Source organism: Achromobacter sp. 2789STDY5608615, from assembly GCF_001298995.1.
GTDB classification, from domain to species: Bacteria; Pseudomonadota; Gammaproteobacteria; order Burkholderiales; family Burkholderiaceae_B; genus Achromobacter; species Achromobacter insuavis.
The window spans coordinates 147,654-162,269 of the sequence record NZ_CYTY01000001.1; the positions used below are offsets into that span (position 1 = coordinate 147,654).

Below are 14,616 nucleotides of genomic sequence, written 5' to 3' on the forward strand. Positions count from 1 at the left end.
TTGGGGGCTTATGTCTTTGCGCGCCGCCCTGTGCCGGGCGGTCGCGCGGATCTTGCCGGCGCGGCGCCTATTCCAGGGTCTGGCCGGCGTAGGCGTCGATGAACAGGTTGGGTTTCAGGAAGAAGCTCAGCACCAGCGCGCCGTGCGGCGCGCGCGCCACGTGCTGGTTGCCGCGCGGCCGCCAGACGTAGTCGCCGGCGCGCACTTCGCCTTCGGCATCGACGATCGAGCCTTCCAGCACATAGGTCTGCTCGACCTCGACGTGCTCGTGCAGCGGCAGCTCGGTGCCGGGCTGCCAGCGGAACAGCGCGGTCAGCAGGCCGGACTCCTTGTCCTGCATCAGCACCTTCATGTCGATGCCTTCGACCTGCGTGGGTTTCCAGGGCAGTTCGTCGACTTTCAGGAAGCGCGACGCCAGCGGCGGCAGCGCGTTGACTGCGGGGCAGCCAGGGGTTTCGAGGGCCATGATGTCTCCTAGCCAATACTCGTTATGAAAGAAAAACTAAAAATCTTGTTATTGAGTGTTTAAAAATAGTCGCGTATATTGAGATTAATGTCAATCCTGTTTTCAGCCAAGGCAAGCGGGATCGACACGAGCCGGACCGGGGGCCGCGGGGCTCGGGAAGTCTTTCCCGATATCCGCCGTCCCGAGAGATCCGGCGCCTATAAGACAAGGAGACAAGCTTGAATCAGGACTATCTGGGCCAGACCTTCGGGTTGGCCGGGCGCACGGCGCTGGTGACGGGGGGCGCGCGCGGACTGGGATATGCCATCGCCGCCGGCCTGGGCCGGGCGGGCGCGCGCGTGGTGATCAACGATCTGTCGCAGGCCGCCTGCGACGCCGCCTGCGGGCAACTGGCCGCGGCCGGCATCACGGTGCGCAGCGCGGTGTTCGACGTGGCCGACGGCGACGCCGTGGCCGCGGCCGTGGCGCGGCTGGAAGCCGATGGCGTGGCCATCGATGTGCTGGTCAGCAATGCCGGCAACCAGAACCGCAAGCCGGTGGTGGAGATGGCGCCGGCCGAATGGCAGGCGTTGCAGAACGTCCATGTGAACGGCGCGTTCCATTGCGCCCGCGCGGTGCTGCCCGCCATGGCGGCGCGCGGCTTCGGTCGCATCGTGCTGATGTCGTCGGTCGCGGGCCAGGCCACCATGCCGAACATCGCGGCCTACGCCACCGCCAAGGGCGCGATCGCGGCGTTCACGCGCGCGCTGGCGGTCGAATACGGCGGCCAGGGCGTCACTTGCAACGCGCTGGCGCCGGGCTTCGTGCGCACCGACTTCACCCAGGGGCTGCAGGACAATCCGCAGTTCCAGTCGTTCCTGTCGAGCGCGGTGCCGGTGGGGCGCTGGGCCACGCCGGAGGACATCGCGCCGGCGGTGGTCTACCTGGCCTCGCCGGGCGCCGCGTTCGTCAATGGCCACGTGCTGGCGATCGACGGCGGCCTGTTGGCCCGCATGTAGGAGGACGGCCATGAGCACCCAAGCGGTTCTGTCCGCCCAGGGGCTGGTCAAGCGGTTCGGCGGCTTCAATGCCGTCGACGGCGTGTCCCTGGCCCTGCGGGAAGGTTCCATCCATGCCTTGATCGGCCCCAACGGCGCCGGCAAGACCACCTGCTTCAACCTGCTGACCAAATTCCTGACGCCCGACCAGGGCGTGATCCACTACCGCGGCCGCGACATCACGTCGCTGGCGCCGGAGCAGATCGCGCGCCTGGGCATCGTGCGCTCGTTCCAGATCTCGGCGGTGTTCCTGGGGCTGACCGTGCTGCAGAACATGCGCGTGGCGCTGATGCGCCAGCATGGCGACGGCCTGCGCTTCTGGCGCAGCCGCCGCAGCGTCGACCGCCTCAACGAGCAGGGCCTGGCCCTGCTGGACGCCGTGGGCCTGGCCGGCATGGCCGACACCACCGCGGCCCTGCTGCCCTATGGCCGCAAGCGGGCGCTGGAGATCGCCATGACCTTGGCGCTGGAGCCGGACGTGATGCTGCTGGACGAGCCGATGGCCGGCCTCGGCCAGGAAGACGTGGCGCGCATCGCGGCGCTGATCCGGCGCGTGTCGGCCAACCGCAGCATCCTGATGGTGGAGCACAACCTGTCGGTGGTTGCCGACCTGTCCGACACCATCACGGTGCTGGCGCGCGGCGCGGTGCTGGCGCAGGGCGACTACGCCACGGTGTCGCGCGACGAGCGCGTCATTACCGCCTACATGGGCTCGGAAGAGGGAGAGGGCTGATGCTGTCGATCAAGGACCTCAACGCCTGGTACGGCGAATCGCATGTGCTGCATGGCGTCGACATCGAGGTGCGGCGCGGCGAGCTGGTCACCATCCTGGGCCGCAACGGCGCCGGCAAGACCACCACGCTGCGCGCCGTCATGGGCATCCTGGACAAGCGCCGCGGCTCGATCCGGCTCAACGGCCAGGAAACCGTCGGCATGGCGCCGCACCGCATCCCGCGGCTGGGCGTGGTGTATTGCCCGGAGGAACGGGCGGTGTTCCGCAGCCTGAACGTGACCGAGAACCTGCTGCTGCCGCCGCGCCTGGCGGACGGCGGCATGTCGCTGGACGAGATCTACACCCTGTTTCCCAATCTGCGCGAACGCAGCGCCAGCTCCGGCGGCAACCTGTCGGGCGGCGAGCAGCAGATGCTGGCGATCGCCCGCATCCTGCGCACCGGCGCCCAGCCGATCCTGCTGGACGAACCCACCGAAGGGTTGGCGCCGGTGATCGTGCAGCAGATCGGGCAGGCCATCCGCACGCTCAAGGAGCGCGGTTTCACCATTGTGCTGGTCGAGCAGAATTTCCGCTTCGCCACCAAGGTGGCCGACCGCCACTACGTGATGGAGCACGGCCGCGTGGTCGACCAATTGTCGGCGCAAGAGGCGCGCAACGATCCCGAGCGGATCGCGCGCCGCCTGGGCGTCTGAGGGGGAGAATCCTGTGTTCGAAATTTTCGGTGTGCCGTCCACGGCACTGTTCGGCCAGCTCCTGCTCGGCCTGATCAACGGTTCGTTCTACGCCTTGCTCTCGATCGGGCTGGCGGTGATCTTCGGCCTGTTGAACATCATCAACTTCGCCCATGGCGCGCAGTACACGGCGGGCGCGTTCCTGGCCTGGATGCTGCTGAACTACCTGGGGGTGAACTACTGGGCCGCGCTGGTGCTGGTGCCGCTCATCATGGCGGCGTTCGCCATCGTGGTCGAGCGCGTGCTGATCTCGCGCACCTACCGCATGGACCACCTCTACGGGCTGCTGCTGACCTTCGGCATCGCCCTGCTGATCGAGGGCGGGCTGCGCCAGGCGTATGGCGTGTCGGGATTGCCTTACACCATCCCCAAGGCGCTGACGGGCGGGGTCAACCTGGGCTTCATGTTCCTGCCGTGGTACCGCGGCTGGGCGGTGGCGGTGTCGCTGGTGCTGTGCCTGGCGGTGTGGGTGCTGATCGAGAAGACCCGGGTCGGCGCCATGCTGCGCGCCGCCACGGAGAATCCGACCATCGTGCGCTCGTTCGGCATCAACGTGCCGCTGCTGATCACGCTGACCTACGCGCTGGGCGTGGCGCTGGCGTCGGTGGCGGGCGTGATCGCCGCGCCCATCTACCAGGTCAGCCCGATGATGGGCTCGAACCTGGTGGTGGTGGTGTTCGCGGTGGTGGTGATCGGCGGCATGGGCTCCATCATGGGCGCCATCGTCAGCGGCTTCGGGCTGGGCATCATCGAGGGGCTGACCAAGGTTTTCTATCCGGAGGCCGCCAACCTGGCGATCTTCATCATCATGGTGCTGGTGCTGCTGTGCAAGCCGGCGGGCCTGTTCGGCAAGCCGCTGCAGGTGCAGAACGTGCTGGCCGCCGAGGCCACCCGCCAGCCGGTGCAGCTGGGGCGCCGCGCCATGCGCGGGTGCATGGCGATCCTGGCGCTGGTGGCGCTGGCCGCGCCCTGGTTCGTCTATCCCACGTTCCTGATGAAGGTGCTGTGCTTCGCGCTGTTCGCCGCGGCCTTCAACCTGCTGGTGGGCTATGTCGGCCTGCTGTCGTTCGGCCATGCGGCCTTCTTCGGCGCGGCGGCCTACGCCACCGGCATCGTCATGAAGCTGCTGGGCGCCACGCCCGAACTGGGCCTGCTGGCCGGGGTGCTGACCGGCGGCCTGCTGGGGCTGGCGTTCGGCGCCATCGCCATCCGGCGCCAGGGCATCTACTTCGCCATGATCACGCTGGCGCTGTCGCAGCTGGTGTACTTCATCGCGGTGCAGGCGGGCTTCACCGGCGGCGAGGATGGCCTGCAGAGCGTGCCGCGCGGCAAGCTGTTCGGCCTGATCGACCTGGATGGCGTGATGCCGATGTACTACTTCACGCTGGCGGTGTTCGCGCTGGGCTACGCCTTCGTGCTGCGGGTGCTCAATTCGCCCTTCGGCGAGGTGATCCGCTCGGTGCGCGACAACGAGCAGCGCGCCCGGTCGCTGGGTTATTCGACTTCGCGCTACAAGCTGCTGGCGTTCACCTTGTCGGCCTCGGTGGCGGGGCTGGCCGGCGGGCTCAAGGTGCTGGTGTTCGGCGTGGCCTCGCTGACCGACGTGCACTGGCACGCCAACGGCGAGGTGGTGCTGATGGCGCTGCTGGGCGGCATCGGCACGGTGTTCGGTCCGCTGGCCGGCGCCTTCACCTTCGTCTCGCTGCAAAACTACCTGGCGCCGCTGGGGTCGTGGGTCCTGATCGTGCAGGGCGCGATCTTCGTGCTGTGCGTATTGCTGTTCCGCGACGGCATCATGGGGCTGGTGTCCCGTGCCTGGCTCGCCGTCGCCCGTCCGAAAAAGGAGTCCTGATGTTCCTGCACGTCGTAATGCTGCAATTGTCCGGCGCCGCCGATGCGCGCTTCCATGACCGGGTGCAGGGCTACTGCGACCGCATCCTGGCCGAATGCGACGGGGTGGCGGGTTACGCCTTCCGGCCCAACCAGGCCAGCCGCTCGGACGGCCTGACCCACGCGGTGGTGGCGGCGTTCAGCGATGCCGCCGCCCATGACCGCTACCAGGTGTCGCCCGCCCACCAGGAGATGAAGGCCTACATGGCGGATTTCATCGAGCGCCTGGTGGTGTTCGATGGAGAAATCCCTACAATTTGCTGAATGTTTCCGTCGCCCCGGAACGGGATACACTCGCGGATGATTTTTGCGATCGGACCGTTCCACCCGTCATAGGTTGATAGATCATGGACTACGTATTGCCTCCCCAGCCGCTGACCGCGGTTCCCGTTGCCGGCAGCGCCGCGCTGTTCCCCGTGCGCCGCGTCTATTGCGTCGGCCGCAACTACGCCGAGCACGCCAAGGAAATGGGCTTCACCGGCCGTGAAGATCCGTTCTTCTTCTGCAAGCCCGCCGACGCCGTGCTGAGCGTCGCCGACGGCGAAACCGGCAAGATGCCGTATCCGCCCAAGACCTCCAACCTGCACTACGAAATGGAGCTGGTGGTGGTGCTGGGCAAGGGCGGCCGCGACATCCCGGTCGAAGAAGCCAACGACTGCGTCTGGGGCTACGCCCTGGGCCTGGACATGACCCGCCGCGACCTGCAGGGCGAAATGAAGAAGCAGGGCCGTCCCTGGGAAGTGGGCAAGGCCTTCGACCTGTCGGCGCCGCTGGGCCCGATCCACCCGCGCAGCGTGGTCGGCACGCTCGACAAGGGCGCCATCTGGCTCGACGTCAATGGCCAGCGCAAGCAGGCCAGCGACATCTCGCAGATGATCTGGAACGTGCCGGAGAGCATCTCCTACCTGTCGGGCCTGTTCGAACTGCAGCCCGGCGACATCATCTTCACCGGTACGCCGGAGGGCGTGGGCGCCGTGGTGCAGGGCGACGTCATCACCGGCGGCGTGGAAGGCCTGGGCGAACTTCGCGTCCAGATCGTTTAAAGTACGGCCCGGAATCGTTTCCCCACACTTCAGGAGCGCAGCATGCGCAGCAAGATCGTGCTGACCGCCTTCGTCGTGTTCGGCTTCGTACTCGCCGGTTGCAATACCGTGGCGGGCATGGGCAAGGACATGTCGCGAGCCGGCAACGCCATCACCAACGCCGCCGATAAGTAATCGTCCGGCCCAGGTGATAAAAAAGCCCCTTGATCACTCAAGGGGCTTTTTCTTTGGCGTGGAGGCTGGTCTACAGCACATCCCCGGCGTAGTCCGCCAGGCGCGAGCGCTCGCCGCGCTGCAAGGTGACGTGGCCCGAATGCGGCCAGCCCTTGAAGCGGTCGACCACGAACGTCAGGCCCGAACTGCCTTCGGTCAGGTAGGGCGTATCGATCTGGGCGATGTTGCCCAGGCAGATCACCTTGGTGCCGGGGCCGGCGCGGGTCACCAGCGTCTTCATCTGCTTGGGCGTCAGGTTCTGGGCCTCGTCGATGATCAGGTACTTGTTCAGGAAGGTGCGGCCGCGCATGAAGTTCAGCGACTTGACCTTGATGCGCGAGCGGATCAGGTCCATGGTGGCGGCGCGCCCCCAGTCCCCGTTGCCTTCGCCTTCGCCCATGTTCAGCACGTCGAGGTTGTCTTCCAGCGCCCCCATCCAGGGCAGCATCTTTTCTTCCTCGGTGCCGGGCAGGAAGCCGATGTCTTCACCGACGGGCACCGTGACGCGGGTCATGATGATCTCGGTGTAGCGCTTGGTCTCCAGCACCTGGGTGATGCCGGCCGCCAGCGCCAGCAGCGTCTTGCCCGTGCCGGCCTGGCCCAGCAGCGACACGAAGTCGCATTCCGGGTTCATCAGCAGGTTCATGGCGAAGTTCTGCTCGCGGTTGCGCGCGGTGATGCCCCAGACGTTGTTCTTGCCGTGGGTGTAGTCGCGCAGCGTCGCCAGCACCGCCATCTTGCCGCTGACCTCGCGCACCTGGGCATACAGGGGCATCTGGCCTTCGAAGTAGACGAACTGGTTGACCACGAACTGCGAACACAAGGGACCGTGGATGCGGTAGAAGGTGGTGCCGCCCTGTTGCCAGGACTCGACGTCCTTGCCGTGCTTGTTCCAGAAGTCCTCGGGCAGCTGCATCACGCCCGAATACATCAGGTCCGAGTCTTCCAGGACGTGGTCGTTGAAGTAGTCTTCCGCGGCCATGCCGAGCGCGCGCGCCTTCAGGCGCATGTTGATGTCCTTGGACACCAGCACGACTTCGCGCTGCGGGTATTTTTCCTGCAGGGCCCGCACCACGCCCAGGATCTGGTTGTCGGCCTTGCCCATGGGCAGGTCCGACGGCAGGGTGCTGTGGATGGCGGTGGTCTGGAACATCAGGCGCCCGGTGGCGTCCTTGTTGCCCAGCTTGGCCAGCTCCAGGCCGTCTTCGAGCTGGGTCGCGTCCTGCACCAGCGCGTCGAGCGAACGGCTGACCTGGCGGGCGTTGCGCGCCACTTCCGACATGCCCTTTTTCTGGTGGTCCAGCTCTTCGAGCGTCATCATCGGCAGGAAGATGTCGTGCTCTTCGAAGCGGAACAGCGAGCTGGGGTCGTGCAGCAGCACGTTGGTGTCCAGCACGAACAGCTTGCGCGGCGCGTTCTGGGCTCGCGCCTTGGCGCGCTTGGCCGGGGCCGGGGCGGCCTTGGCCTGGCGGGCCGGCGCGCGCGTCGCCGGCGCGGCCGGCGGCGGGGGCGGAACCTGGCGGGCCGGGATCTGCGCCTTGTGGGCCGGCGCGCCGATGCCGTCGAGTTCGGGCTGGACCAGCAGCTCGTCCTCGTCGTCGTCGGCCAGGACGGCCTGGGTGTTCGACCGCGCAGCGGCGGTCTTGGTGCTGCGGGCCTGCGCCCGGGCGTTATCGCCCGAGGGGAAGGTCAGGATGGCTGCGGGGCGGGTGGGCAACTTCGGAAGCGGCATATGCGTCACTCTCCAGTATGGGCCGGCTATGGCACCTGACGGGTATTCCTGTGCACGGCTTAACCGATGCTCTTGGCGGCCTGCAGGACTTCCTTGGCGTGGTTCGGGACCTTCACCCCGCGCCACTCCTGCACCAGCACGCCGTAAGCGTCGATCAGAAAGGTGCTGCGCTCGATGCCGCGCACCTGCTTGCCGTACATGTTCTTCTGCTTGATGACGCCGTACAGATTGCACACGGTTTCGTCGGCGTCGGAGATGAGAGGGAAAGGAAGCTCGTACTTGGCCTTGAAGTTCTCGTGCGACTTCAGCGAGTCGCGCGAGATCCCGACCACCACGGCGCTGGCCGACAGGAAGTCGGCGTGCAGGTCGCGGAAATCCTGGCTCTCGGTGGTGCAGCCAGGGGTGTTGTCCTTGGGATAGAAGTACAGGATCACGGCGCGGCCCTGGCACTGCTCCAGGCTGATCGGCCCGATGGTGCTTTCAGCGGTGAACAGCGGGGCGGGCTTGCCGATGATGGGCATCATCATGTCTGGGATTCTCCGTTGGGGGGGGGATGAGGGCCACGACGACGCGCCGGCCCTCCGCCATCAGGATGTTGTAGGTGCGCGAGGCGGCGTGGGTGTCCATGATTTCCACGCCGATACCCGCCGCCAACAGGGGACGCAGCACTTCGGGGCGCAGGAACTGTTGCCGGCCGCCCGTGCCCACCAGCAGCACTTCCGGCGCATTGGCCGGGCGGCTGGGGGTGGCTTCGGGTTCGTCCAGGAACGCCAACGGGTCGCGGACGGGCTCGGACAATCCGGCCGCCTGACGCAAGAGGGTGGGGGTGATGTCGGCCGGCGACTCAACGGGCCAATGGGTAACTTCGCCTTCGGGGCCAAACGCGACCGAGGAGGAAAAACGTACCTGGTTGACCTCGATATAACCGTCACCGTAGGCGGTGACGGTATTCAGAGCGGCCGTCGCAGGATCGGTATGCAGCTTCAATAAATACTCCGGCTTTATGGCTCCGATAATAGCGCATCAGGATGGCCATATGTTGCATGGTTTCCACTGCGAAATTGGGGGCTTTTTCGCCCAATTTGCCGCCCAGGCGTCCTTGCGCTAGATTACAGGGTTTTGCTGCGCCGCAAACGTGTGCTGGCGCGGCTTTTGAGCCCGTTTCCCCTTCGCGCCCTCGCGCCCTGGATTTTTGCCCCTTCGCCCCCTAAGGATTCCCATCATGAGGAAGTTCTCTCGCATTGAGCGTTTGCCCCCGTACGTTTTCAACATTACCGGCGAGCTCAAGATGGCGGCCCGTCGGCGCGGCGAGGACATCATCGACATGTCGATGGGCAATCCGGACGGCGCTACCCCCAAGCACATCGTCGACAAGATGGTCGAGGCCACCATCCGCCCGACCACCCACGGCTACTCGGTGTCCAAGGGCATCCCGCGCCTGCGCAAGGCCATCTGTGACTGGTACCAGCGCCGCTACGCGGTCGAGCTCGACCCCGATTCCGAAGCCATCGTCACCATCGGCTCCAAGGAAGGCCTGGCGCACCTGATGCTGGCCACCCTGGACCGCGGCGACACCGTGCTGGTGCCCAACCCCAGCTACCCGATCCACATCTATGGCGCGGTCATCGCCGGCGCCAACATCCGTTCCGTGCGCATGACGCCGGGCGTGGACTTCTTCGAGGAACTCGAGCGCGCCGTGCGCGAGTCGATTCCCAAGCCCAAGATGATGGTGCTGGGCTTCCCCAGCAACCCGACCGCCCAGTGCGTCGACCTGTCGTTCTTCGAGCGCGTGGTGGCCCTGGCCAAGGAACACGACATCCTGGTGGTGCACGACCTGGCCTACGCCGACATCACCTTCGACGGCTATGTCGCCCCCTCGATCATGCAGGTGCCCGGCGCGCGCGATGTCGCGGTCGAGTTCTTCACCATGAGCAAGAGCTACAACATGGCGGGCTGGCGCATCGGCTACATGGTCGGCAACCGCGAGCTGGTCGGCGCGCTGGCGCGCATCAAGAGCTATCACGACTACGGCACGTTCACGCCGATCCAGGTGGCCTCGATCGCCGCCCTGGACGGCCCGCAGGACTGCGTGAACGAGATCGTGGCGCAGTACCAAAGCCGCCGCGACGTGCTCGCGCGCGGTCTGCACGAAGCAGGTTGGAATGTGGAAATTCCCAAGGCGTCCATGTACATCTGGGCGCAGATCCCCGAACCCTACCGGGCAATGGGCTCTTTGGAATTTGCCAAGCGCGTCCTGTCGGATGCGAAGGTGGCCGTTTCCCCCGGGATCGGCTTCGGCGAGTATGGCGACGAATACGTGCGCTTCGCTCTTATCGAAAACGAGCAGCGCACCCGCCAGGCGGTGCGCGGCATCAAGGATATGTTCCGCAAGGACGGCTTGCTGTAGGTCCACCCCCGAAGCGCCTGCGGCGCTTCCCCCTCAAGGGGGCATGCTGGCAGATCGGCGGAGCCGGATCCGCGGCATCCCGCTCGGGGAGGGCGCCCGTGGACTGTATGTAGCCGTTATTGCGTGAGTGTTTGGAGAACTGAAATGAATTCCCCTCAACGCCCGCCCGCCGAGGGCGCCGCGATGAATCCCATGAAAGTGGGCCTGCTGGGCCTGGGCGTGGTCGGCGGCGGCACCTGGACGGTGCTGTCGCGCAATGCGGAAGAGATCGCGCGCCGCGCCGGTCGCCGCATTGAAGTGACCCGCGCCGCCGTGCGCGACGTGCCCAAGGCGCGCGCCCGCGTCGGCGACACGCTGCCCGTGGATACCGACGTGCACGCGCTGGTGCGCGATCCCGAGATCGACATCGTGGTCGAGCTGATCGGCGGCGACACCCTGGCGCGCGAGCTGGTGCTGGAAGCCATCGCCAACGGCAAGCACGTGGTCACCGCCAACAAGGCGCTGCTGGCCAAGCATGGCAACGAGATCTTCGCCGCGGCTTCCGAGCGTGGCGTGATGGTGGCCTTCGAAGCCGCCGTCGCCGGCGGCATCCCCATCATCAAGGCCATCCGCGAAGGCCTGACCGCCAACCGCATCCAGTGGGTCGCCGGCATCATCAACGGCACCACCAATTTCATCCTGTCGGAAATGCGCTCGCGCGGCCTGCCGTTCGCCGACGTGCTGGCCGAAGCCCAGCGCCTGGGCTACGCCGAAGCCGATCCCACGTTCGACGTGGAAGGCGTCGACGCCGCGCACAAGCTGACGCTGCTGGCCTCGCTGGCCTTCGGCGTGCCGGTGCAGTTCGACCGCGCCTACATCGAAGGCATCTCGCAGCTGGCCGCCGAGGACATCGAGCACGCCGAGCGCCTGGGCTACCGCATCAAGCTGCTGGGCATCACCAAGCGCCGCGCCGACGGCATCGAGCTGCGCGTGCACCCGGCGCTGGTGCCGGCCGAGCGCCTGCTGGCCAACGTCGAAGGCGCCATGAACGCGGTGCTGGTCAAGGGCGACGCCGTCGGCCCGACGCTGTACTACGGCCAGGGCGCTGGCGAAGAGCCGACCGCCTCGGCGGTGGTGGCCGACCTGGTCGACGTGACCCGCCTGCATACCGCCGATCCGGGCAACCGCGTGCCGCACCTGGCGTTCCAGCCGGACGCCATGGCCGACACGCCGATCCTGCCGATCGAGCAGGTCAGCACGTCGTACTACCTGCGCCTGCGCGTGGACGACCAGCCGGGCGTGCTGGCCGACATCGCGCGCCTCTTGGCCGACCGCTCGATCTCGATCGGCTCGATGATCCAGCAGCCCTCGCACATCGGCGGCGCGGACATCATCTTCCTGACGCACGAAGCGGTGGAAGGCAACGTCAACCAGGCCATCGAGCGCATCGAGGCCTTGCCGTTCGTACGGTCCAAGGTCACGCGCCTGCGCGTGGAGCACCTGATATGAAATACATCTCAACCCGCGGGGGCATGGCGCCCCAGCCGTTCTCCGACATCCTGCTCGAAGGGCTGGCGCCGGACGGCGGCCTGGCCGTGCCGGAGCAGCTGCCGCAGATCTCGGCCGAGACGCTGGAATCGTGGCGCGGCCTGCCGTACGCCGACCTGGCGTTCGAAGTGCTGTCGCGCTTTGCCACCGACATCCCGGCCGAGGACCTGCGCCGCCTGACCCACGCCGCCTACACCCCGCAGATCTTCAACAGCGAAGACATCGTCCCGCTGCGCCCGCTGAACGACGGCCTGTCGCTGCTGGGCCTGTCCGAGGGCCCGACGCTGGCCTTCAAGGACATGGCCATGCAGTTCCTGGGCCAGGTGTTCGAGTACGTGCTGACCCAACGCGGCACCACGCTCAACATCGTTGGCGCCACCTCGGGCGACACCGGTTCGGCGGCCGAATACGCGCTGCGCGGCAAGCACGGCGTGGCCGTGTTCATGCTGTCGCCGCACGGCCGCATGAGCGCGTTCCAGCGCGCCCAGATGTACTCGCTGCAGGACGAGAACATCCACAACATCGCCGTGCGCGGCGTGTTCGACGAAGCCCAGGACATCGTCAAGGCGCTGGCCGGCGACCTGGCCTTCAAGGCCAAGTACCGCCTGGGCGCGGTCAACTCGATCAACTGGGCGCGCATCGCCGCCCAGGTGGTGTACTACTTCCACGGCTGGCTGCGCGCCACCGACAAGCCGGGCCAGCAGGTTTCGTTCACGGTGCCCTCGGGCAACTTCGGCAACATCCTGTCGGGCCACATCGCCCGCGGCATGGGCCTGCCGGTGCGCCGCCTGGTGCTCGCCACCAACGAGAACAACGTGCTGGAAGAGTTCTTCCGCACCGGCGTCTACCGTCCGCGTCCGGCCGAGCAGACCTACGCTACCTCCAGCCCGTCGATGGACATCTCGCGCGCCTCGAACTTCGAGCGCTTCATCTTCGACCTGGTCGGCCGCGACGCCGACCGCGTCAAGGCGCTGTGGGCGGACATGGCGCGCGACGGCTTCTTCGACCTGTCGGCGCTCAAGCCGCAATTCGAGGCGCAGTACGGCTTCGTCTCGGGCGCCAGCTCGCACGAAGATCGCCTGGCCACGATCCGTTCGCTCTACGACGAGACCGGCGTGCTGGTCGATCCGCACACCGCCGACGGCGTCAAGGTCGCGCGCGAGCACGTCGAGCCCGGCGTGCCGATGCTGGTGCTGGAAACCGCCTTGCCGGCCAAGTTCTCGGAAACCATCGAGGCCGCGCTGGGCCGTCCGGCCACGCCGCCGGGCAACCTGGCCAACCTGGAATCCTTGCCGCAGCGCGTCGAAGTCATGGACTGCGATGCCGCCGCCGTGCGCCGCTACATCGAGGCCCACGCCAAGGTGTAAAGGCAGCTTGCGGTTGTATGGGGTTGCAACCCCTCGCGGTGTGAGCCGCGAGGGGTTTTTTACTTTCACACGCATTTTGGCCACATGCCGTCACTTTTTCCCGGCGCGCATCCGATACAGTGAATCCACCATTCACACTCGGAGAACACGCCCATGAACCTGAAGACCATGACGTTGGCCCTGGTGGTGACCGGAGTTGGGGTGCTGGCCGGATGCTCGTCGCCCTCGGTCATTCAGCAACGGGACGGGACCTCGACCGTGACGCCCGGCGCGCCGACCTACGACAAGAAGTCCGGCATGTACGAGTACGACAAGGACGGCAAGAAGGTCCAGATCAACAAGGACGATGTGAAGTCCATCGAAGAGGTCAAGTAACCCTTCGCCAAGCTGTTGACGAAAAAAAGCCCCGGCCTCGGCCGGGGCTTTTCGTTGGCGGCGCGGCTTACTTGCCCGCGTCCTCGGCGTGGTAGCGGCCCACGCGCTCGACTTCGTTCTTCGAGCCCAGGATCACGCTGACGCGCTGGTGCAGCTTGTCGGGCTGGATGTCCAGGATGCGCTCGGTGCCGTTGATCGAGGCGCCGCCGGCCTGCTCGATGAGGAAGCTCATCGGATTGGCTTCGTACATCAGGCGCAGCTTGCCGGCCTTGCCCGGCTCGCGCGCGTCCCAGGGATACATGAAGATGCCGCCGCGGGTCAGGATGCGATGCACGTCCGCCACCATCGAGGCGATCCAGCGCATGTTGTAGTCCTTGCCCAGGGGGCCGGTGGAGCCGGCCAGGCAATCGTCGATGTAGCGCTTGACCGGGGGAGCCCAGTGGCGCATGTTCGACATGTTGATGGCGAATTCCTTGGCGTCTTCCGGCACGCGGATGTTCTCGTGGGTCAGCACCCATGAACCCATTTCGCGGTCCAGCGTGAAGCCCACCACGCCGTTGCCGATGGTCAGCACCAGCATGGTCTGCGGGCCGTAGACGGCATAGCCGGCCACCACCTGCTTGTTGCCCGGCTGCAGGAAGTCGGCTTCACATACCGGCGCGCCCGACACGTTGTGGGGGGCATGCAGCACCGAGAAGATGGTGCCGATCGACACGTTCACGTCGATGTTCGACGAGCCGTCCAGGGGATCGAACAGCAGCAGGTATTCGCCCTTGGGGTAGCGGTTCGGAATCAGGTGGATGGTCTCCATCTCTTCCGAGGCCATGGCCGCCAGATGGCCGCCCCATTCGTTGGCTTCGAGCAGGATTTCGTTGGACAGCACGTCCAGCTTCTTCTGCACTTCGCCCTGCACGTTCTCGCTTTCGAGGCTGCCAAGGACGCCGCCGAGCGCGCCCTTGCTGACCGCGTGGCTGATCGCCTTGCAGGCGCGCGCCACGACTTCGATGAGCAGCCGCACTTCGGGGGCCAGGGCCTGCGCGGAGCGTTGCTGCTCCACCAGGTATTGGGTAAGTGTTTTACGTTTCAAGAGGTTCT

The 14,616-nt window shown here is 66.4% G+C and carries 16 protein-coding genes; 11 read left to right on the forward strand and 5 right to left on the reverse strand.

The genetic code is table 11. The features are described from left to right. Positions 1-67: 67 nt before the first annotated feature. Entirely contained in the window at positions 68-466 is a 399-nt protein-coding gene (locus tag AOZ49_RS00705) for a cupin domain-containing protein (RefSeq protein ID WP_054433331.1), read from the reverse strand. Positions 467-684: 218 nt separating this feature from the next. Between AOZ49_RS00705 and AOZ49_RS00710 the strand changes: the two genes are divergently transcribed. The 7 genes from AOZ49_RS00710 (at position 685) to AOZ49_RS00740 (ending at position 6,074) form a co-directional block, all read left to right on the forward strand. Then, on the forward strand, positions 685-1,464 hold the full coding sequence (locus AOZ49_RS00710) for an SDR family NAD(P)-dependent oxidoreductase (protein WP_054473929.1): 780 nt from the start codon (positions 685-687) through the stop codon (positions 1,462-1,464). Positions 1,465-1,474: 10 nt separating this feature from the next. Continuing rightward, positions 1,475-2,236 (forward strand): ABC transporter ATP-binding protein, encoded by a 762-nt coding sequence (locus tag AOZ49_RS00715; RefSeq protein ID WP_054433329.1) that lies wholly within the window; start codon positions 1,475-1,477, stop codon positions 2,234-2,236. Beyond that, positions 2,236-2,928 carry an ABC transporter ATP-binding protein gene (locus tag AOZ49_RS00720; RefSeq protein ID WP_054473930.1) on the forward strand — a complete coding sequence of 231 codons (693 nt, stop codon included), beginning with the start codon at positions 2,236-2,238 and terminating at the stop codon, positions 2,926-2,928. Before AOZ49_RS00715 ends, AOZ49_RS00720 begins: the two co-directional genes overlap by 1 nt. A gap of 13 nt (positions 2,929-2,941) precedes the next feature. Continuing rightward, positions 2,942-4,819, forward strand: a complete 1,878-nt coding sequence (locus AOZ49_RS00725; RefSeq protein ID WP_054433327.1) for an ABC transporter permease — start codon at positions 2,942-2,944, stop codon at positions 4,817-4,819. Continuing rightward, positions 4,819-5,121, forward strand: coding sequence for a Dabb family protein (locus AOZ49_RS00730; protein WP_006393770.1), 303 nt, complete (start codon positions 4,819-4,821; stop codon positions 5,119-5,121). The genes AOZ49_RS00725 and AOZ49_RS00730 overlap by 1 nt, the downstream gene beginning before the upstream one ends. A gap of 83 nt (positions 5,122-5,204) precedes the next feature. Next, the gene (locus tag AOZ49_RS00735) at positions 5,205-5,900 is read left to right on the forward strand and encodes a fumarylacetoacetate hydrolase family protein (protein ID WP_054433325.1); all 696 of its coding nucleotides are present in this window, start codon (positions 5,205-5,207) and stop codon (positions 5,898-5,900) included. A 42-nt stretch (positions 5,901-5,942) separates the two neighbouring features. Further along, the gene (locus AOZ49_RS00740) at positions 5,943-6,074 is read left to right on the forward strand and encodes an entericidin A/B family lipoprotein (RefSeq protein WP_006388428.1); all 132 of its coding nucleotides are present in this window, start codon (positions 5,943-5,945) and stop codon (positions 6,072-6,074) included. A 70-nt stretch (positions 6,075-6,144) separates the two neighbouring features. Here the strand turns inward: AOZ49_RS00740 and AOZ49_RS00745 are convergent, their stop codons facing one another. From AOZ49_RS00745 to AOZ49_RS00755, 3 genes are read right to left on the reverse strand one after another with little or no spacing between them, the layout of a single operon-like run. Then, on the reverse strand, positions 6,145-7,845 hold the full coding sequence (locus AOZ49_RS00745) for a PhoH family protein (RefSeq protein ID WP_054433324.1): 1,701 nt from the start codon (positions 7,843-7,845) through the stop codon (positions 6,145-6,147). Between the two features lie 59 nt (positions 7,846-7,904). After that, positions 7,905-8,369, reverse strand: coding sequence for a peroxiredoxin (locus AOZ49_RS00750; RefSeq protein WP_025140314.1), 465 nt, complete (start codon positions 8,367-8,369; stop codon positions 7,905-7,907). Then, the gene (locus tag AOZ49_RS00755; protein ID WP_054473931.1) at positions 8,326-8,832 is read right to left on the reverse strand and encodes an Mth938-like domain-containing protein; all 507 of its coding nucleotides are present in this window, start codon (positions 8,830-8,832) and stop codon (positions 8,326-8,328) included. The genes AOZ49_RS00750 and AOZ49_RS00755 overlap by 44 nt, the downstream gene beginning before the upstream one ends. Positions 8,833-9,067: 235 nt before the next feature. On the opposite strand from AOZ49_RS00755, the gene alaC reads away from it, so the two are divergent. The 4 genes from alaC (at position 9,068) to AOZ49_RS00775 (ending at position 13,521) form a co-directional block, all read left to right on the forward strand. After that, entirely contained in the window at positions 9,068-10,252 is a 1,185-nt protein-coding gene (gene alaC, locus AOZ49_RS00760; RefSeq protein WP_006393775.1) for an alanine transaminase, read from the forward strand. Between the two features lie 183 nt (positions 10,253-10,435). Next, entirely contained in the window at positions 10,436-11,740 is a 1,305-nt protein-coding gene (locus tag AOZ49_RS00765; protein WP_054433322.1) for a homoserine dehydrogenase, read from the forward strand. Then, entirely contained in the window at positions 11,737-13,146 is a 1,410-nt protein-coding gene (thrC, locus tag AOZ49_RS00770; protein ID WP_054433321.1) for a threonine synthase, read from the forward strand. The genes AOZ49_RS00765 and thrC overlap by 4 nt, the downstream gene beginning before the upstream one ends. Before the next feature lie 153 nt (positions 13,147-13,299). Further along, complete coding sequence (locus tag AOZ49_RS00775; RefSeq protein WP_054473932.1) at positions 13,300-13,521, forward strand: YgdI/YgdR family lipoprotein; 222 nt, start codon at positions 13,300-13,302, stop codon at positions 13,519-13,521. A 67-nt stretch (positions 13,522-13,588) separates the two neighbouring features. Here AOZ49_RS00775 and AOZ49_RS00780 read toward each other — a convergent pair whose 3' ends face one another. Beyond that, on the reverse strand, positions 13,589-14,608 hold the full coding sequence (locus tag AOZ49_RS00780) for a class 1 fructose-bisphosphatase (protein ID WP_054473933.1): 1,020 nt from the start codon (positions 14,606-14,608) through the stop codon (positions 13,589-13,591). Between the last annotated feature and the right edge of the window lie 8 nt (positions 14,609-14,616).